The sequence below is a fragment of the Faecalibacillus sp. H12 genome, from assembly GCF_013361255.1.
GTDB classification, from domain to species: Bacteria; Bacillota_I; Bacilli_A; order Erysipelotrichales; family Coprobacillaceae; genus Faecalibacillus; species Faecalibacillus intestinalis.
In genome coordinates, this window is the sequence record NZ_JABWDK010000016.1 from 1 (window position 1) to 18,559 (window position 18,559).

Genomic DNA, 18,559 nt, shown 5'->3' on the forward strand with positions numbered 1-18,559 from the left:
CCTCTCTCCCTTTTGTAAAGCTTTTTCTTGTCCTTTTTTTATTTTTTTCTCTATTTACCTCTTTTTCTGCCTTTATATCAACGTTTTTTATCCAACTCTTTTTTTACCTTTTTCTCTTCTTTGTCTAATATACTGTGTTTTTACAACAAAAAAAGACCTTTTTAGTGGTCTTCTTTCAAACTGTTAACAAATAAAATGTTAATAGTCTGAAGGACCTATTTCCTCAATAGGCCCTTATTTTTGAATAAACTTTTGATCTTCTTTTGGTATTCCTGTTTCATCTAAAAAATAGCGTTCAACTTTCATATGTAGATGATATTTGATTCTTAGTTCCATTATTTGATCCATGATGCTAGAAGAATGATGTAAATCAATTGCTTCTTGATTATCCCAACTATCCACTAATAAAACCGTTTCTTCATCTTCTACTGAAAAGAAATATTCATAACGTCTATTTCCTTTTTCTTTTTTAATTTCATCAACAAGACCACTTGTTAACATCTCTTTGACAAAAGCTTTTGCACTTCCATTTTCTCCAGTATAGTAAATATGAACAGTAATTGCGTTATTCTTTTTCAAGACTTGATTTCAAATTTTCAATACGTTGATTGATTTCATCAATCTTTTGAACAACTGGAGCAGCTTTTTCATCAAAGACATTGTCCTTATTTAAAACTTCATAATACAACTTTCCTAATTCAATGAATTGATCATCCAAATCAACTTCTGCACTTTTAATACTTACTTTTGTTTTTGCAGTATCTACAAGTTCAGAAGATTTTTCAATTGTTTTTTCCGTAAACTTTGCTGCTTTCTTTGTTAAATCATCAAATAATGCCATACTTTTCCCTTCTTTCTTTCAATAATTTTATCATATTGACCTTTATAATTAAACATTTATAATTAAGACTGTTTGGAGGTATTTATGAATCATAGATTAGAAAATGAAAAAGTGTCATCACTTTTATTCTCGCTTGCTTTACCATCCATTTTGGCACAGCTTGCAACGCTTATTTATAATATGGTTGATCGTATTTATATTGGTAGACTTCCCGATGGTGGTTTATCCATTGCGGGAATTGGTTTATGTACATCAATTATTACAATCATTACTGCTTTTAGTAATCTTTTTGGTCGAGGTGGTGCTCCACTCGCCTCTATTAAATTAGGAGAAAAGAATCCCAAAGAAGCTGAAAGAATTTTAGGAAATGCTTTTAGTAGTTTAATTTTAACCTCGCTTATCATTATGTTCTGTCTTTTTGTTTGGGGTGATAAAATTCTTATTCTTTTTGGAGCAAGTCAAAAAACACTTCCTTATGCTTTATCTTATTTAAGAATTTATGCAGTTGGAACTGTATTTATCCAATTAACAGTCGGTCTTAATTATTTTATCAACACTCAAGGTTATGCGAAGTTTGGCATGATGACTTTACTTATTGGTGGTATTTTAAATATTATTTTAGATCCTATCTTTATCTATGTTTTACATATGAATGTTGCTGGTGCTGCCCTTGCAACCATTATTTCACAATTTGTCTCATGTATTTGGGTGTTATCTTTTTTATTTGGTAAAAAGACAATTATAAAAATAAGAAAAGAATATCTTTTATTTGATAAAAATATTATGAAAAAGATATTAGGTTTAGGTTTTACTCCTTTCTTTATGTCATCAACAGAAGGAATTTTACAAGTCGCCTTTAATAGACAGCTTCTTCTTTATGGTGGAGATTTATCGGTAAGTGCTATGACAATACTTCTTTCAATGTCACAAATCCTATCTCTTCCTATGGAAGGAATTGCCCAAGGAGCACAACCTATTATTAGTTACAATTTTGGCGCAAAAAAATACGATCGTGTAAAAGAGACTATTAAAATTACGATCAAAGTAGCTTTAACCTATTCAATTATTGGTGTTTTGCTAATGGAATCATTTCCTCAAGTATTTGTTTCCTTATTTGCTAATAATACTCAGTTAATTCAACTTTCTTATCAATTATTAAGAATCTATATCTTTGGCTTTATTATCATGGGTGCTTTCTCTACTTTTCAACAAACCTATAATGCATTAGGTTGTGGAAAAAATGCATTTTTCTTTGCATTCTTTAGAAAAATCATTTTATTAATACCTTTGATTTATCTGTTACCATTTATTTTACCAAGTTATGGAGTTTATGCTGTTGTTCTAGCAGAACCGATTTCAGATTTAATGACAACAATTCTTAATGGTATTTATTTCAAGCATTTTGTGAAAAAAACACTCGCTTAAAAAAGAGGCTACAAAAGCCTCTTTTACTCTAATTAAAAATATCTTTTTCTACCTTTAAGCTCATTATTTATGATTGAAAGTTTTTTCTATTTCTTTAATTTCTTTTTCTGGTATTTCTAATAAACAAACCGCTTCTTTAAATGACATTTGTAATCTTTCCATTAGTTTTCTTACATACTCTATATTCTTTTCTTTACGTTCTATTTTTTGCCTTGGTTGATTACTTGACTAATTCCTTGATTGATTCCTTCATTTCTTGCTTTTCTTTCAAGATAGTTTGCATATACAATCATGATGTACTTCATGGTAATGATACATTTCATTGCGAATAACTTGTTCTAATAATTTACGATCTTGTAAATCTGTTAGATTTTTTAGTTTTGCAATAAGTTCTAATAATTCTTCTTTACTTAAAGCACGACAGCCCACAAGAATTTTCACAATAGCAACAAGTTCTTTAGAAACTAAAAAATGATCGAACTTTAAAGAATACGTTTTACTTTGATAAGAATAAAGAAGTTCACTATTTCCTACCACATCTCGATTATCCGCTAAGAAATTTTTAATTTCATTAATATCTCTTGTAATACTTTTTGTAGATACTTCATATTCACTAGCAAGATTAGAAACAGAAAGTTCTTCTCCTTTAAAAGCTCTATAAAAAATATCTAACACTCTATTTTTCTTTTGATTATTTACCATTTGTCTCACTTCCTTATTACAGCTTCTATTATAGAGTTCAACTAAGACAGCCCCATGTCCTAGTAAAAATATTCTAAAAAAATTATACCACGCAAAAAAAGGAAATGGTTTCCCATTTCCTCACTTACAAATTCTAAACTTTTAAAGCTATTGTATAAGCTCCCCAAATAGCAGTCATAAGATTACTTGGATGAATGGCATCTCCTAATAAGTAAACATTATCACCTTTTATTGAATCATATAATGTTTGATTTGATTTATATCCAACAGAAACAACAACTGTATCTGCATCAATTGTTTTTGGAATATGATGTACTCCAAACAATGACATCATACGTGCTCTATTGTTGATATTTGGTTGATTGGTTGTCATTACATTAATTAATAATTTTCCATCTTTATATTCTTTAACTGTTGCATTTTTATAAATATCCACATGATAATGTTCCATTAATTCAACAAGCATATTATAGTTTGGTGCAGCAAGACCTTCAACGTTCATAATTGTTGGAAGTGCTTCTACTACAGATACTTTCTTATTCTTTCTTGCTAAATCATAAGCCAATTCACAACCTGTAAGACCTCCACCAATAATGACAACATTTTGGTCCTTAATATCTTGTTTATCTAAAACATCTACAGCGTATCTTACATTTGGTTGATCAAATCCAGGAATCATGTCTAAACGTTTTTCACTTGCTCCCGTAGCTACAAAAACAACATCATATTTTTCTTTATCTTCTACCTTAAATTCTGTATTGAATTTAACATTCACACCTGTATCTTTAATTTGTTTTTTATACCAAGCAAGTAAACGACGATCATCATCTTTAAAATCAAAAGCACTTGCTTCATTAAAGACACCACCTAGACGATCTGTTTTTTCATAAAGGTCAACCTCATGACCACGAAGAGCAGCAACACGTGCAGCTTCCATACCAGCAATACCGCCACCAACAACTGCAACCTTCTTTAAAACATCTGCTTTCGTAATATTATAATGATTTTCCATACCACATCGTGGATTTAAAGCACACGAAATATCTTTAGAACTCATTGTTTTCATATCAACTTGGAAAATACGTGCTAAGCATCCAAAATGACAAGAAATACATGGTCGAATATCATCTTCTTTTCCTTCTTTGAATTTATTTGCAAGATCTGGATCAGCTAATAATGGACGCCCCATACCCATCATATCAATCTTTCCTGCCGCAATTTCTTTTTCAGCAAGTTCAGGATCATCAAAACGTCCACCACAAATAACTGGAATGTTGACCCATTGTTTTACCTTTTCAACATCTTCCAAGTTACATGCTTTTGGCATATATACTGGTGGATGTGGCCAATACCACGCATCATATGATCCATTATCACAATCAAGCATGTCATATCCTGCTTCTTCTAACATTTTAGCAACTTTTTCACTTTCTTGATAATCTCTACCAAATTCTTGATATTCTTCTCCAGGTAAAGCACCTCTATTAAAATCTTTTGTTTTACTTACAACTGAATATCGAACGGAAACTGGGAAATCTTGTCCACAAGCTTTTTTAATTGCTTTAACAATTTCACATGGGAATCTTAAACGATTTTCTAAACTTCCGCCATATTCATCATTACGTTTATTCCATGCAGCAATCGTAAATTGATCCAACAAGTAACCTTCATGAACTGCATGAATTTCTACCCCGTCAATACCGGCATCTTTAGCGGCTTTAGCCCCCATGGCAAACCATTCAATATATTGATGAATGTCTTCAATACTCATTTCAGGATTATTTTTAGATGGATCCCATACATTAGGCATTGAACTAGGTGCTGGATCTGTAGCATGAATAGATGCTCTACCAGACATTGCTGTTAACATAACAAATACTTTTGATCCATATTTATGAACACCATCTGCTAAGTATTTCATGTTTTCAGTATAGCTTTTTACATCATTGACAATACTTGGAAGCCCTGCTCCTTTAGGTACTGGAACTAAACCAGTAATAATTAACCCTGTTCCTCCTTTAGCTCTTTCAATATAATAATCTGCTCCATCTTTTGTATAACTTCCGTCATTATTCATCATACGTGGTGAAAAGACCCCCATTGGAAGTAATGCAATACGGTTTGGAACTTCTACTGTACCGATTTTAATCGGTGAAAATAAATGTTGATATTTATTCATACCAAATTCCTCCTTGAATTAGTTCACTGAACTTATTCAGTTAGCTTATATATATCGTAAGCCTTTACAATTCAATTGTCAATAACTTAATAATTTTTTCACATAGAAATAAAAAAATAGAAAGACTTTCGTCTTTCTACAAACCAATATAATCTAATACAATAGAAATTTCTTCATGCACTGCTTCTATTAAATCATAACTTCCATTATGACAACACCAATCATAAATACTTCCTCGACTAATTCTTAACATCATTTTAGCAGCATGTTCTTTATTCATATGTTGTATATTATTTAAGTTTTCTAAAAGTTTTTGATAAAGATATCTTTCATCACTATGAAGATATGTATTTTCAGCATTTATTTGATTTTTAAAACAAATAGTTGTCATCTTTAAACCAATATCTAAAAAAACATCTTTTATTTGAAAATCAATTAGAAAGAGAATAGCCTCTCTTTCACTATCAAAAGTTTGCTTTTCATAAGCTTCTTTTAACATCTGATCAAATTCATAATATCCATAATCAATGATGGCTTCTTTATTTTTATAATGATAATAGACAGATCCTACAGAAACATTTGCTGCCTTAGCAATATCACTTACTTTTACCTTATCATATCCAAATTCATCAAATAACTTAAAAGCAACATCATATATTCTCTTTTTCGTTTCTTCTCTTTGTATATCTCTAGTAGTCATCCTATTCCTCATTTCTAAACAGAATAGATTTTATCAAAAGTTATAGAAAATTACAAATAAGTTACATATTTCCAGATTCTAATGCTTTAAAAAAATCATGTGCTTCATCATGGATATTTACTTTCTTTGTTGCCTCAAGAACATACCACGTAAATTCTAAATCTTGAATAATAATAGGAATTCTCTTACCACATCTTTGTAGAAAATAATCTTCTTCAATTAATCTTCTAGCAACATCACTAATCACTTCTAATAATTCATAATACCCTACTGGACCTTTTCCTATATATCTACAATTTTCATCATAACAATCAGGATCTTCATAACCAATATTCTCTATACCTTCTTGTTTATACCACGCAAATAAAGTTTCCATTCCTTTTTCATCAAGCATATCTTTATCATCTTGCTCTAAATATGCATAATTCCATCTTTCTTCACTATAAAGACCTTCATCATCTCCAGAATATTCACTTTTAAAGAAAGTTTCATTATTTAAAGAAATACTAAATTCACAAACATTAGAATATTCTTTATATGTATATGCTTCATTACTATATAGAAAAAAGGTAATAGAATAAGCATCTGACATATCCCAATGATCCATTTCATTTTTTATCTTATTATAAAAATATTCTCTTAAATCAATCATCACTCTAATCCTTTCTTTGTTTATTTATTTAATTATACTTGATAATCAAAGTGATTAAAATAAAAAAATCCTCCTCGTTGATTTCAACGAAGAGGACATTTTAATTAATCATTTCTTTTTCTTCTTGCTAATACAAATACACATCCTGAAATAAACATCATTACTGCAAATGCTGTAATTGCTGTATTATCTCCTGTTTTTACTTTTGATTTTTGTGTATTTTTCTTTGTTTCTGTTTTAACTGTTTCGTCTTTTTTATTTGTTGATTCATCTTTTTTATCAGATGGATTTGTTGGTTCTTCTTTTTTGTTTTCTGTTAATGCTTCATATGCTTTATTTAATGTTGCTAATGCTTCATCAATATCTTCTTGTGAACTTACTTTACTTAATACTTCTTTAGCATCATTTAATGCAATTTCAAATACTGACCATGATGCATCAGTATAGTTTCCTTTTTCAAGTTTTTCTAATTCTGCTACTTTATTTTCTAATTCATCTCTATTAATTGTTTTAGCATCGTATGTTATTCCATGACCACGTTTATAAACAATTTCATCTGTATAACTATTACTATCAGCATCATATTTTGTAACATTTACAGGTAAAGTTCCTGTTGCTCCAAATGTACCTAAAGCTACTTCTACACCAGCAATAATATTTGGTCCATATGCTTCTTTAGATGTTGTAGTTCCACCTACGATAGCTTCTGTTGGATCAACAGAAGATCCTATATCACCATATACAGCTAAGATTGCATCTGCATATGGATATAATTGAACATCATATGGTAAATCTACTGACATAATAACTGAAGTTTTATTATTTTCTTTACAATATTTTGTAAAATTATTTGGTCCAGCAGAAAGCCAATATTTATAATTTGTATAGTATGTTCCATAAATTTCTGAATTAATAATAACAGTATCAGCCCAATCAATATTTTCTTTTACTGTTTCTAAATCATCATGATTCATAAAACATTGAACTTTAACTTCTGCACCATCAGGAATTAATCCAGCTTTCTTTGCCCTATTCCATCCCATTAACATTTGAGATTGTTCATTTGTATATGGACAAAGCATTAAAACTTTACTTTTTTTAGTAACATTTAATGGTAATGCGTTATTTTCATTTTTAACAACTGTTACAGCTTTTCTAGCGATTTCTCTTTCTTTAGCTCTGTTTTCATCACTACCTACTGTTGCTAATGCTTTTTCTAATGAATAGTTAGATTCTTTCCAATCTAAAATTCCTTTATTTTCTTTTAATGTTAAGATTCTTGTTACTGCATCATCTAATCTAGATTTTTGAATTTCACCATCATTTACTGCTTTTTCTACACCATCAATAATTTTATCTAAATTAGCTAAATCATCTTTGCTTTTTAAATCACAAGGCATACATATTAAATCTACCCCTGCATTAATAGCAAGTTTAGTAGCTTGAACTTGATCGTATGTTTTTGCAATACCTGCCATGTTCATTGCATCAGTAACAACAACCCCATTAAATCCTAATTCATTTTTTAATAAATCTGTAATGATTTTATGAGATAATGTTGAAGGTAATTTTTCTTGTTGTTTAGTTTTTTCTGAATAAACAGTTGTATTATCTAATTGAGGGTAAAGAATATGAGCTGACATGATCATTTCAATACCTTGATTAATTGCAACTTGATATGGTTTTAATTCATTATTTAATAATTCTTCTTTTGACTTGTTTACGATTGGTAATCCATAGTGTGAATCAGTAGCTACATCTCCATGTCCAGGGAAGTGTTTTGCACATCCAATAACATTATACTCAGCTAATCCTTCGATTTCAGCTGAGGCCATTTTCCCCACCATTTCAGCATCATCACCATATGAACGTAGTCCAATAACCGGGTTACTTGGATTATTATTAACATCAACAACTGGTGCCAAATTTGTATTAATTCCTAAAGAACTTAATTCACTACCAATAATTTCTCCAGCAATTTTAGCATTATTGACATCACCTGTTGCTCCTAACGCCATGTTTCCTGGTAAAGCAGTTCCTGATCCTAAACGATAAACAGAACCACCTTCTTGATCTGCACTAATCAATAATGGAATACCATTATCTTTTGTTGCTGCTTTTTGTAGATCCATTGTTAAATTATAGCTTTGTTCAGTTTCTTTAATATTGTTAGCAAAGAAAATAACTGAACCAAAATCATAATCTTCTACGATTTTTTGTACTTCTGAATTCATTTTAGTAAAATCAGTAGCTTCCGATTCATCTTCAGTTTTCCATTTTCTAAAATCAACCATCATCATTTGTGTTATCTTTTGTCTTAATGACATATTTGATAACAAACTATCAACTCTTGAAGTTGTAGCACCAACCCCTGACATAGCCATTGAAGCGACCATTGATAGGGACATAGCTGATGCTAGAACTTTTTTCATTCTTTTTCCCATTTATTCATATTCCTCTCTATAATTTGCACTTAATATTGTCTAGACATGTTGTACAATATGTATTGTAACAAAATGCAAATCATTTTGAAAGCCTTTTCATACATAAAATTTCATTTTTTTATAAAAATATTTAAAATATTATTTCAAGAAAAAAAGAAATGAAATTAATCATTTCTTAAATTGTTGATGTTGAGCTTGAATATAATCATGATACCACTTAAAACTATCCTTCTTATAACGTTTATAAGTACCATTTCCTAAATTATCACCATCTACATAAATAACTCCATATCTTTTTGCCATTTCACAGCTTCCAGCTGAAACAATATCAATAACACCCCACATAATGTAACCAATAACATCAACACCATCATCAATGGCTTCTTCTATTTGTTTAAAATGTTGTTTTAAATAATCTATTCTATAAGGATCATGAATTGAAAAATCACTATTTAATTGATCTCTTGCTCCTAAGCCGTTTTCTGAAATAAAAATTGGTTTTTGAGTACGATCATACATTTTATTGAGCATAATTCTAAGACCAATTGGGTCAATTTGCCATCCCCATTCACTTGCTTTTAAATAAGGATTTTTAGTTGAAACTACTAAATTACCTGCTGTTTGTTGTCCATCTTCTTGAACAGTAGCAATTGAACTTGAATAGTAAGAAAAGCTAACAAAATCACAAGCATATTCTTTTAACAATGCTTCATCGCCCTCTTCCATTTTTAAATGAATATCATTTTCTCTAAAAAAGCGATCCATATAACTTGGATAATGACCATTAGCTAAAATATCAACTGCAAACCATTGATGTATTTCTTCATCTCTAACGGCTTTTAAATTATCTTCTGGTGAAGATGTTAAAGGATAATAACAAAAACATGCGACCATACATCCTGATTGACTTTTAGGAGATAATTCTCTTGCTATTTTAATTGTTTGTGCACTTGCAATAAATTGATGATGAAGTGATTGAAAAACAAGACTTTGATTATAGGATTTGTCTTTTTCTTTAACTAAACCTACGCCATTATAAGGACTAAAATAACCTGCATTTATTTCATTAAATGGTAAAAAATAATCAATATATTGTCCCCAATGTTCAAAAACAGTTCTCGCAAATCTTTCATAAAAAATAACTAATTTTCTATTTGTCCAACCACCATAATTGTCTACTAAATATAGTGGTACAGCATAATGATTCATTGTTAAAAATATTTTCATACCCGCCTTATGAACTTCTTTAAAAATATGATCATAAAACGCGATTCCTTTTTTATTTGGTTCTAACTCATCACCTTGAGGATATAATCTTGCCCAACTTATTGAAAATCTATAAATATCAATCCCTAATTCCTTTAATAAAGCAATATCTTCATCTATATGATGATATCCATCACTGCCTTTTCTAAAAGGATAATTTCCAATACCCTGACATTTTTTTGCTTCATCTATAACATCTTGTGTGAGTAAGCGTGTTGCTGTTGTAGCATCAGAAGTTCTCTTTAAATAAGGTCTACAATCTTGTGTATCTAAACCTTTTCCATCTAAATCATAACCTCCTTCATATTGACTACTAGCAGTTGCTCCACCCCAAAGAATATCTTTTTTCTTTTGTATATATACCATTTTATGTCCTCCTTTTAAAAACTAAGGTGATTTCTCACCTTAGTTTCTTTGCAAGTATATAGGCACCATATTCTGGTGTATGAATAGGTGGAATAAGATTAAAACGATTTCCTAATTGATCTTGAAGATGAGGAATAATAAAGGAACCTGCATGTTGAAATACACCGCCTATATAAGAGACGTTAATGGGAGATTTAAAATTTTTAGATAACAAGTTAATAAGTTTATATATTTCTTCTGCAGCTTGTTTATATATTTTTAAAGCATTAGGATCTTTTTCTTTTGCTGCTAAGCCATTGATATAAGCTAAAGCAGCTATTTTTGTACGATCATGATTTAAATTATTCATAAAAGTAATAATGTCATAATCATTTACTAAATAACATTCTCTTTTAATTAAATCATATAAAATCGTCTTTTCTAAACGACCATCAACTTCTTGACAAAAAACATTCAACATCTTTTTAGCAATCCAATAAGCACTTCCTTCATCACCTAATTGATAGCCCCAACCACCACAACGTTGTAACATACCTTCCTTTAAAGAAAGCGCAATACTACCCGTTCCAGCAATCACAACAATACCATCTTGACCATCAAGAGCACCTTCTATTGCTATTTGTACATCACTTTTTAAAACAAATGGTCTATTTTTAAATGCTTTTAAACAAATATCCTCTATTTCTTTTCTTATTTTTTTATCTTGTCCATATCCTGCTAAACCAATACCAATTTTTGAAACACTTTGTGGATCTAATTGTTCAACTCCAGCTTTTAATATTTCAATACATTTTTTTGGCGTTTGACTTAGAATATGAACAGTTGGTAAAACTATTTCTTGACATATATTTCCATCATCATCATAAGAAACCATTTTTGTCTTTGTTCCACCACCATCAATACCTATATACATAAATTTCACCTTTTATCCTTCAATAGCTTCTTTAGCTTTTTCTTCTTCTAATAATTCCTTATCATACATTTTAAAGAATGGATAATATAACACAACAGAGATTACAATTAAAATAATATTCAAAACTGCTGCTCTCCAATCTCCTCCACATGCAAGATAAGCACCAATTGGTCCAGGTAATGTCCATGGAGCAATTGTAACAGCACAATTAACTAAATGCATTGCTGTAGCAACCCAAGCAATTGTTGCCAGAACTAAAGGAATAACAATAAAAGGAATTAATAACATCGGATTTAAAACAATTGGTGCCCCAAAAATCATTGGTTCATTAATGTTAAAAATAGATGGTAAGATTGTTGTTCTTCCTAAAGTTTTTCCATATTTAGATTTTGCTTTAAAACAGAATAAGATAGCTAATCCAAGTGTTGCTCCTGATCCACCAATATGTACAAACCATTGTAAAAATGGTTCAACACCAATATGTGTTGCTACTTTTCCAGCAGCTACCGCAGCTGTATTTTGGTCTAATAAAATTAACCAAATTGGTCTTGCAAGAGAACTAACAATAGAATCTCCATGAATACCGAATGACCAGAAAAACATAATTAAGAAAATAATAATTAATGTTGATGGTAAAGTATCTGTTGCATTTACTAATGGTTTAATAAGTGTTCCGACAATACTATGAACATCAATACCTAACCACATTGTAATGGTAGACATTCCTAAAATAATAATAATTGTTGGTGTTAAAGATTCAAAAGATCTTGCTACTGCTGGTGGAACAGCAGCAGGCATCGTAATTTTTATACCTTTTACTTGTGTAAATCTATAAATTTCAACTCCAATAAATGCAGATAAAATTCCAATAAACATACCTGCTGATCCTAAGTTTTCTGCAGGAATAACATATCCTGAAGGAAGTTGTTGTAAAAATGCATTTAATTCTGCATTTTTACTTGCTAATGCAGTAATTGAATCAGTCACATCTGGAATAGAGACAGGAACAATCGTTAATAAGAATGTTAACTCTGCCATAATTGCTCCACTTAATCCATCTAAATCATAAGATTTTGCAAGTGAATAACCAATTCCAAAAACTGCATATAATGTCATAATATACATTGACATTCTATATGGTAATAAAATAGCTACTGCATTAGCTTTGATAAACTTCGCCAAAGCCCATGATTCAGGCATTTGATTATATGAAAATGCAACAACCATTAATAACGAACTTACAATAATAATTGGTAAAGTAGCAATGATCCCATCACGAATAGCACGTAAATGTCTTTGATTGGAAAGTTTTTCCAAAGGACCAGCAAATTTACCTTCAATAATGTTCGAGAACTTTTCAAACATATTTTTTCCTCCTATCTAATCATTAATATCATCACAAAAGCCATGATTGTAAATATACCTGCAACAATCCAAAAGCTTTTACACATTCCTTTTTTTCTTTCAATATAAAATTGTGAATAAGCAACAGATAAACCACATACAATTGAACTAATAATTGCATTAGGAAGGCGAAAATCAATATGTAAATAATGAAAACCATTTACACAAACAATTAAAGATAACATTGTAGCACCTAAAATCAACAATGCGCTTTTAAATCCGAACATTGGAATATCATAGTCTGTTACCCCAAACATATTTTTATATGTTTTATTTTTTTCATTTTTTACAACATATCTTTTCATTGCTTATTCCTCCTATAAAAAACTTCTAACTGTTAGGCTAATATTACCTTTATTCTTTTCAAGAGCTTCTTGACATTCTATTTCATCTTTACCCGTAAGACCCATTAAAATAGCAATCTTAACATTAAACTTGCTTTTATTTAATAGTCTTGTTGCTTCTGCTTCATCACAATCAACAGATTGGCAAACAATAGAAACAGCTCTCATTTTTAATTTTTCATTTGTTGGTTGAACATCAACCATTAAGTTTCCAAATACTTTTCCTCTTTTAATCATCACTGAAGTTGAAATCATATTTAAAACCATCTTTTGTGCTGTCCCAGCTTTCATTCTTGTTGAGCCAGTGACAACTTCTGGTCCTACAACAACTTCAATAGGATAATTAGCGTACTTTGAAATCTCTCCATTTTGAACACAACACAATGAAATTGTAGAACAGCCAATTTTGCGCGCATATTGCAATCCTGCAATTACATAAGGTGTTCTTCCTGAAGCAGCAATTCCACAAACAATATCTTTGTCATTTAAATCTATTTTTTCTAAATCTATTTGTGCTAATTGCTTCGAATCCTCTGCACCTTCAACTGCTTGAGTAACAGCTTTAATCCCTCCAGCAATAATTCCTTGGATAAGAGTAGGTTCAACTCCATAAGTTGGTGGACATTCAGAGGCATCTAGTATTCCTAGCCTTCCAGAAGTTCCAGCACCTACATAAATTAATCTTCCACCTAAACACATTTTTTTATAGATACAATCAACCGCTTGAGCGATTTGTAATATGACGTCTTGTACTACAAATGCTACTTTTTGATCTTCATTATTAATTGTTTTTAAAATATCAATAGTTGACATTTCATCAATATGTAATGAATTTTGGTTTACTTTTTCTGTATCTAACTGATTTAATTTCATTAATATGGCCCCTCCTTCCAATATCATTATATTATTATTGAAATATTATTTCAATAATAATTGATATATTTTAAAATATTATTCCCAAAATAAAAGATTCATTTTGAAATGAATCTACTTTTTAAGAATTGAAACATTATTTCTTGAATCAATCAAATTATCTTTATTTTTATCAAAGTTCTTTTTAAACACACCATAATACAATAAATCAGTAATTACAAAAGAAGAAATTCTTGATGAAACTGCTCCTATACGTAACTCCTTTTCCTCGCTTGGTACTCTAAGTGCAACCGTACTATTTTTTGATATAAGATTTTGATTAATTTGTGTAATTGAAATATACGGAATATTTTTTTCAACTAAGATTTTAGAAATATCTACCAATCCTGCCGTTGTTCCTGAATAACTGATGATCAATGCCATATCATCCTTTGTCATACTTTGCGTAAATGTCATTTGAATATGTAAATCATTATTATAAATAACCTTTTTCCCAATTCTGATTAATTTTTGTTCAATATCATTAGCAATAACTGAAGAACCACCTACTCCAAACAGATAAATAGTTGATGCATTGCATAAAAGATTTATAGCATTTTCTAAATCACTAACATTAATCAATTGATATGTTTTCAATACCGTATTCATATTTAAACGACATCCTTTATCTACTAAAGATGTCATATCATCATTTTCATTAAAAATAATATCTACATCTAAATCATGTTGCTCATTTGAATGAGATTGTGCTAAATTCATTTTTAAATCACTAAAACCTTTAAAACCTATTTTTTTAGAAAACCTAATAATAGCTGCGGCAGAAGTATTTGTCTTCTCTCCCAATGTTTGTGCAGAATAATTTAAAATCTCATTACCATGTTCAAGAATATATTTCGCTATTAATTTTTCTGTCGATGTATAACTTTCTTCAAATTCTCTAATTCTTACAAAACCATTCACACTATCATCTCCTTATTTTCATTATATCAATCACCATCAATAAATTCTATCCTAAAAAGAAGCTAGTTTCCTAGCTTCACAAACTATCACGAAAGGTAAACATATGGACAATCATCACCAGTGATAGTACACATTTTATGTGCATAATTATTCTATCATTTATAATTAAATAATTTTTATTTAAGAACATTTTGGTCTTTATTCTTTTTTTAGAATACTCTCTCTTGGATTATCTAAATGATATTCTTTTGCCCATTTTCTAAAATGTCTATTAATATATGAATTAAGTTGCACCATATCTCGTTTATTAAGATAAATATCAATTAATCCAAGAGGATCTTCTACTGAATAGTCTTTAATTCTTTCCATCATTTGATAAACAACTTCATTATTCATAATTTGAAAAGAATATGTATCATGTTGTGTGACAACATCTAAATCTACATAATAATTCATATGAACAACTAAGGCTCTCATTAAGCCTATTGAACTTGACATAGATAATTTAAAATATTTTACATCACTATAGTTTATTTTTGTTTGTCCATATTGAAGATAATCTTTATAAAAATATAAGCGATCATAAATCGTTCCATAATCTAAAACGTGATCAACTGCTATTTTAACTTTTCTTCTTTTAATATAATTATTAATTCTTTCATCTATATTTTCTAAATCAAGATGTTGTTTTTTAATCATATCTTTTTTATTTTCTAAAACATCTCTAATCGACTTCTTATCATTTATAATTTGTTTGATTTCTTCAATCGTGACATCCATTTCTCTTAATAATAAAATAAATTTAATTCTTGAAACATCCTCTTGATTATAATTTCGATAATTATTGCTATCTCTTGCTGGTTTTACCAAACCTTCATTTTCATAATAAATCAATGTTTTCTTTGTTATTGATAACATTTCTTCTACTTCATGTGTTGTCATATTCATCACCTCTACCCTTATTAAACAGTATAACCTTAGGATATGGTCAAGTACTTTTTATAATAAAGACAAATATAAGATATACATATTTGAATAACTACCGTCTTTTAACATAAAACCTCCCGGAATCATGTCAACTTCTTTAAAACCTAAAGATTTATATAATACTGATTTACATGCTTATATAATAGCTAATGAATTGATTATTGATCAATTCAAATAAATCATTTCATTATTTAAACAACAAAAGCGTCTACAAAATATGTTAAGCTTTATTCATCAAAATTATTATAAAAGTATTTCTTTACAAGATATTGCTGAAAGTGGAAACATGAACATAGCTCAATGTTATCGTTATTTTAAAATGATTGTTAAAATGTCTCCTTATGATTATTTAATTCACTATCATTTATTAAAAAGTATTGATTATCTTTCAGATTCTACTTTCAATATTACTGAAATTTCTGAAAAAGTTGGTTTTCAAAATGTAAATCATTATATCCAAATATTTAAAAAGGCATACACTTTATCACCTAAAAAGTATCAAAAAAACATAAAAAAAGGAATTTACAATAATGCAAATTCCTTTTCATTCTTTCATTTGACAATTTCCATCCAACATAAATAATCAGCGATCTTTACCTTCATCCCTTCTAGAATATGAACTCTTTGAAGAGGCGTCACTAAAGATTCTAATGTTCTCCAAAACACTTTTTCGCTCATTTCTTTATTATTTATATAGAATTTCATTTTGATTCCCTACCCTTTTTATATTTTTTATAAGACAACCAAAATTAATTTTAGCACAACACTCTTTTCAGTTCTATATTTCAAACAACATCTCTAAGTCGTATATGTCCATTACTTCTTTTTTCATTAATACATCCTAATATTTAATTTTTAAACATGATTAGTATATCATATTTAAAAAGTACAAACAAGAATACGAAAATTACATAATTCTTCAATATTCTTGTTCTATATATTTATTACTACAATTAGCAATCTTTTTTATATTTAGTTACTTTCGTCCTCTGAAGTATCATGAACTTTATGTTCTTCTAAATACTTACTGACTTCTTGATAATCCTCTGAATGTCTAGAACGATAAACGCATTGATTACTACTCATATATATACTCATTACCGATTCTATATCTTCTATAGCTAAATCTTGTAAATGTTTCTTAAAAAAGTTCATGAAACCATCAGCATCATTAAATCCATTATAAGGTGGTACTTTATTTATTAAGATTTTAGAAAATTCTGCTAAATCGAAATCTACACTTTCTTTTACAGCATCATATAATGTCATTGAATAAAGTGGTTGTTGAACTGTACTGTTATCTTTGAAAAATTCATATGGGGTTTTATTAGAACGTGGATAAAATAGTCTATAATATTTTATCCCATTTGGATTTAGTAAAATTTCGTTGCTGATATATTCAAACAATGACACATCTTCTTTGATTATATCCAATAAAATTGGAAAATTTAAAATAAGTTCTATTAAGGATTGTTTTCTTTCAGAAGAGTTTTCTAAATTTTCAATACTAATACTTAATAATTTTTTTCTAACATCTTCTTCTTTAAATAATCTTTCAAACCCATTTTTCCTTATATGATCTGTCATAGCGTAAACAAATGCAAATAATCCATAAGCATTTCTTTCTGCATCTTTATCAGTAGTAATAAATAATAATTTTAAAAATGTTTTATACGACATTTTTAGTGAATCATATGTCATACGTTCCAAATAGTTTTTGGTTATTTCATTTTTTATTCTTTCATCCAGACTATTTTGAGAAATATTATCAATTCTTTGTGAATAAATTTCAACAACTTCTTCCACTATAGAAAATAAATCCATAATAAATGGTGCTTTAACAGAAAGTATATTATCATACATTGAACATATTAACATTCTAGCTTGATAATCCTCTGGAACATATAATGTATTATCATTGACCTTCAAATGAGCACATTTGTGTCTACACTCTCTTAAATAATTTACGTCCTCTGTAAATCGATTAAAATACAACTTACAATTTTTATTAAAGAATTCAATTATTTTCTTTTCGACTTCTAAATATTTTTCATTTTTTAAAATTAATTCATTAATTTCTGCTAATTTTTCCTCAGCCTTATTATTCCCCTCACTTGCCATAGTTTGTAATTTCATAAACAAATCATAAATAACAAATGAATATAACAAAACAATAGTTGCCCTATAATTTTTACTATAATAACATTGTAAAATTTCTTCAAAATATTGTCGAGAATCTGGATTGTCGAAAACTCTTAAATCTCTTTCATCAAATAGCATATTTCTTCTCCTTTACATATTTTTAAATTAAAATAATTTGATATTATTTATTATTTTAATAATATCAAATATTACATTTTTCAACAAATTTTACTAAATAAACTTGTTTATATTATCATAACATTTATTTTAATTTACTCATAGTAAATTCACACTTTTGATTATCTATTGTTTCTATTTGATAGTGTAAGATATTTTGTGTAAATTATGATTTTTCAATTAT

Annotated in this window: 17 protein-coding genes; 2 read left to right on the forward strand and 15 right to left on the reverse strand. The window is 28.8% G+C overall.

The window, feature by feature from the left end:
- Positions 1 to 234 precede the first annotated feature (234 nt).
- Positions 235 to 579: a putative quinol monooxygenase gene (locus HUU89_RS10100; protein WP_175301663.1), complete on the reverse strand. Its 345-nt coding sequence runs from the start codon at positions 577 to 579 to the stop codon at positions 235 to 237.
- Positions 566 to 841, reverse strand: coding sequence for a hypothetical protein (locus HUU89_RS10105; RefSeq protein ID WP_175301664.1), 276 nt, complete (start codon positions 839 to 841; stop codon positions 566 to 568). Before HUU89_RS10105 ends, HUU89_RS10100 begins: the two co-directional genes overlap by 14 nt.
- An 84-nt stretch (positions 842 to 925) precedes the next feature.
- On the opposite strand from HUU89_RS10105, the gene HUU89_RS10110 reads away from it, so the two are divergent.
- Entirely contained in the window at positions 926 to 2,266 is a 1,341-nt protein-coding gene (locus HUU89_RS10110) for an MATE family efflux transporter (RefSeq protein ID WP_175301665.1), read from the forward strand.
- Between the two features lie 267 nt (positions 2,267 to 2,533).
- On the opposite strand, the gene HUU89_RS10115 is transcribed toward HUU89_RS10110, so the two are convergent.
- From HUU89_RS10115 to HUU89_RS10170, 12 genes are all read right to left on the reverse strand, one after another.
- On the reverse strand, positions 2,534 to 2,968 hold the full coding sequence (locus HUU89_RS10115; protein WP_175301666.1) for an HTH domain-containing protein: 435 nt from the start codon (positions 2,966 to 2,968) through the stop codon (positions 2,534 to 2,536).
- Positions 2,969 to 3,101: 133 nt separating this feature from the next.
- Positions 3,102 to 5,147 carry an FAD-dependent oxidoreductase gene (locus HUU89_RS10120; RefSeq protein ID WP_147580833.1) on the reverse strand — a complete coding sequence of 682 codons (2,046 nt, stop codon included), beginning with the start codon at positions 5,145 to 5,147 and terminating at the stop codon, positions 3,102 to 3,104.
- Positions 5,148 to 5,283: 136 nt separating this feature from the next.
- Positions 5,284 to 5,847, reverse strand: coding sequence for a TetR/AcrR family transcriptional regulator (locus HUU89_RS10125; protein ID WP_175301667.1), 564 nt, complete (start codon positions 5,845 to 5,847; stop codon positions 5,284 to 5,286).
- A 61-nt stretch (positions 5,848 to 5,908) separates the two neighbouring features.
- Positions 5,909 to 6,499 carry a hypothetical protein gene (locus HUU89_RS10130; RefSeq protein WP_107029942.1) on the reverse strand — a complete coding sequence of 197 codons (591 nt, stop codon included), beginning with the start codon at positions 6,497 to 6,499 and terminating at the stop codon, positions 5,909 to 5,911.
- Between the two features lie 104 nt (positions 6,500 to 6,603).
- The gene (locus tag HUU89_RS10135; protein WP_175301668.1) at positions 6,604 to 8,943 is read right to left on the reverse strand and encodes a glycoside hydrolase family 3 N-terminal domain-containing protein; all 2,340 of its coding nucleotides are present in this window, start codon (positions 8,941 to 8,943) and stop codon (positions 6,604 to 6,606) included.
- Positions 8,944 to 9,111: 168 nt separating this feature from the next.
- The gene (locus HUU89_RS10140) at positions 9,112 to 10,575 is read right to left on the reverse strand and encodes a glycoside hydrolase family 1 protein (protein ID WP_217498470.1); all 1,464 of its coding nucleotides are present in this window, start codon (positions 10,573 to 10,575) and stop codon (positions 9,112 to 9,114) included.
- Between the two features lie 34 nt (positions 10,576 to 10,609).
- Positions 10,610 to 11,488, reverse strand: coding sequence for an N-acetylglucosamine kinase (locus HUU89_RS10145; RefSeq protein WP_175301669.1), 879 nt, complete (start codon positions 11,486 to 11,488; stop codon positions 10,610 to 10,612).
- A gap of 12 nt (positions 11,489 to 11,500) precedes the next feature.
- Positions 11,501 to 12,853 (reverse strand): PTS sugar transporter subunit IIC, encoded by a 1,353-nt coding sequence (locus HUU89_RS10150; protein WP_022000971.1) that lies wholly within the window; start codon positions 12,851 to 12,853, stop codon positions 11,501 to 11,503.
- A gap of 11 nt (positions 12,854 to 12,864) precedes the next feature.
- Positions 12,865 to 13,197 (reverse strand): hypothetical protein, encoded by a 333-nt coding sequence (locus HUU89_RS10155; RefSeq protein ID WP_032089731.1) that lies wholly within the window; start codon positions 13,195 to 13,197, stop codon positions 12,865 to 12,867.
- A 12-nt stretch (positions 13,198 to 13,209) separates the two neighbouring features.
- Positions 13,210 to 14,109 carry an N-acetylmuramic acid 6-phosphate etherase gene (gene murQ / locus HUU89_RS10160; protein WP_032089730.1) on the reverse strand — a complete coding sequence of 300 codons (900 nt, stop codon included), beginning with the start codon at positions 14,107 to 14,109 and terminating at the stop codon, positions 13,210 to 13,212.
- Positions 14,110 to 14,223: 114 nt separating this feature from the next.
- Positions 14,224 to 15,069 carry a MurR/RpiR family transcriptional regulator gene (locus tag HUU89_RS15330; RefSeq protein WP_032089729.1) on the reverse strand — a complete coding sequence of 282 codons (846 nt, stop codon included), beginning with the start codon at positions 15,067 to 15,069 and terminating at the stop codon, positions 14,224 to 14,226.
- A gap of 198 nt (positions 15,070 to 15,267) precedes the next feature.
- Positions 15,268 to 16,011: a MerR family transcriptional regulator gene (locus HUU89_RS10170; protein ID WP_175301670.1), complete on the reverse strand. Its 744-nt coding sequence runs from the start codon at positions 16,009 to 16,011 to the stop codon at positions 15,268 to 15,270.
- Positions 16,012 to 16,273: 262 nt separating this feature from the next.
- On the opposite strand from HUU89_RS10170, the gene HUU89_RS10175 reads away from it, so the two are divergent.
- Positions 16,274 to 16,639 carry a helix-turn-helix domain-containing protein gene (locus tag HUU89_RS10175; RefSeq protein WP_175301671.1) on the forward strand — a complete coding sequence of 122 codons (366 nt, stop codon included), beginning with the start codon at positions 16,274 to 16,276 and terminating at the stop codon, positions 16,637 to 16,639.
- Positions 16,640 to 17,028: 389 nt separating this feature from the next.
- Here the strand turns inward: HUU89_RS10175 and HUU89_RS10180 are convergent, their stop codons facing one another.
- The gene (locus HUU89_RS10180) at positions 17,029 to 18,336 is read right to left on the reverse strand and encodes a hypothetical protein (protein WP_175301672.1); all 1,308 of its coding nucleotides are present in this window, start codon (positions 18,334 to 18,336) and stop codon (positions 17,029 to 17,031) included.
- Positions 18,337 to 18,559: the final 223 nt, after the last annotated feature.

What these genes read in the sequence shown, in the direction of transcription:
- HUU89_RS10105 (WP_175301664.1), bottom strand. Translation starts at nt 841, where the DNA reads ATGGCATTATTTGATGATTTAACAAAGAAAGCAGCAAAGTTTACGGAA.
- HUU89_RS10110 (WP_175301665.1), top strand. Translation starts at nt 926, where the DNA reads ATGAATCATAGATTAGAAAATGAAAAAGTGTCATCACTTTTATTCTCG.
- HUU89_RS10115 (WP_175301666.1), bottom strand. Translation starts at nt 2,968, where the DNA reads ATGGTAAATAATCAAAAGAAAAATAGAGTGTTAGATATTTTTTATAGA.
- HUU89_RS10120 (WP_147580833.1), bottom strand. Translation starts at nt 5,147, where the DNA reads ATGAATAAATATCAACATTTATTTTCACCGATTAAAATCGGTACAGTA.
- HUU89_RS10125 (WP_175301667.1), bottom strand. Translation starts at nt 5,847, where the DNA reads ATGACTACTAGAGATATACAAAGAGAAGAAACGAAAAAGAGAATATAT.
- HUU89_RS10130 (WP_107029942.1), bottom strand. Translation starts at nt 6,499, where the DNA reads ATGATTGATTTAAGAGAATATTTTTATAATAAGATAAAAAATGAAATG.
- HUU89_RS10135 (WP_175301668.1), bottom strand. Translation starts at nt 8,943, where the DNA reads ATGGGAAAAAGAATGAAAAAAGTTCTAGCATCAGCTATGTCCCTATCA.
- HUU89_RS10140 (WP_217498470.1), bottom strand. Translation starts at nt 10,575, where the DNA reads ATGGTATATATACAAAAGAAAAAAGATATTCTTTGGGGTGGAGCAACT.
- HUU89_RS10145 (WP_175301669.1), bottom strand. Translation starts at nt 11,488, where the DNA reads ATGTATATAGGTATTGATGGTGGTGGAACAAAGACAAAAATGGTTTCT.
- HUU89_RS10150 (WP_022000971.1), bottom strand. Translation starts at nt 12,853, where the DNA reads ATGTTTGAAAAGTTCTCGAACATTATTGAAGGTAAATTTGCTGGTCCT.
- HUU89_RS10155 (WP_032089731.1), bottom strand. Translation starts at nt 13,197, where the DNA reads ATGAAAAGATATGTTGTAAAAAATGAAAAAAATAAAACATATAAAAAT.
- murQ (WP_032089730.1), bottom strand. Translation starts at nt 14,109, where the DNA reads ATGAAATTAAATCAGTTAGATACAGAAAAAGTAAACCAAAATTCATTA.
- HUU89_RS10170 (WP_175301670.1), bottom strand. Translation starts at nt 16,011, where the DNA reads ATGACAACACATGAAGTAGAAGAAATGTTATCAATAACAAAGAAAACA.
- HUU89_RS10175 (WP_175301671.1), top strand. Translation starts at nt 16,274, where the DNA reads ATGTTAAGCTTTATTCATCAAAATTATTATAAAAGTATTTCTTTACAA.
- HUU89_RS10180 (WP_175301672.1), bottom strand. Translation starts at nt 18,336, where the DNA reads ATGCTATTTGATGAAAGAGATTTAAGAGTTTTCGACAATCCAGATTCT.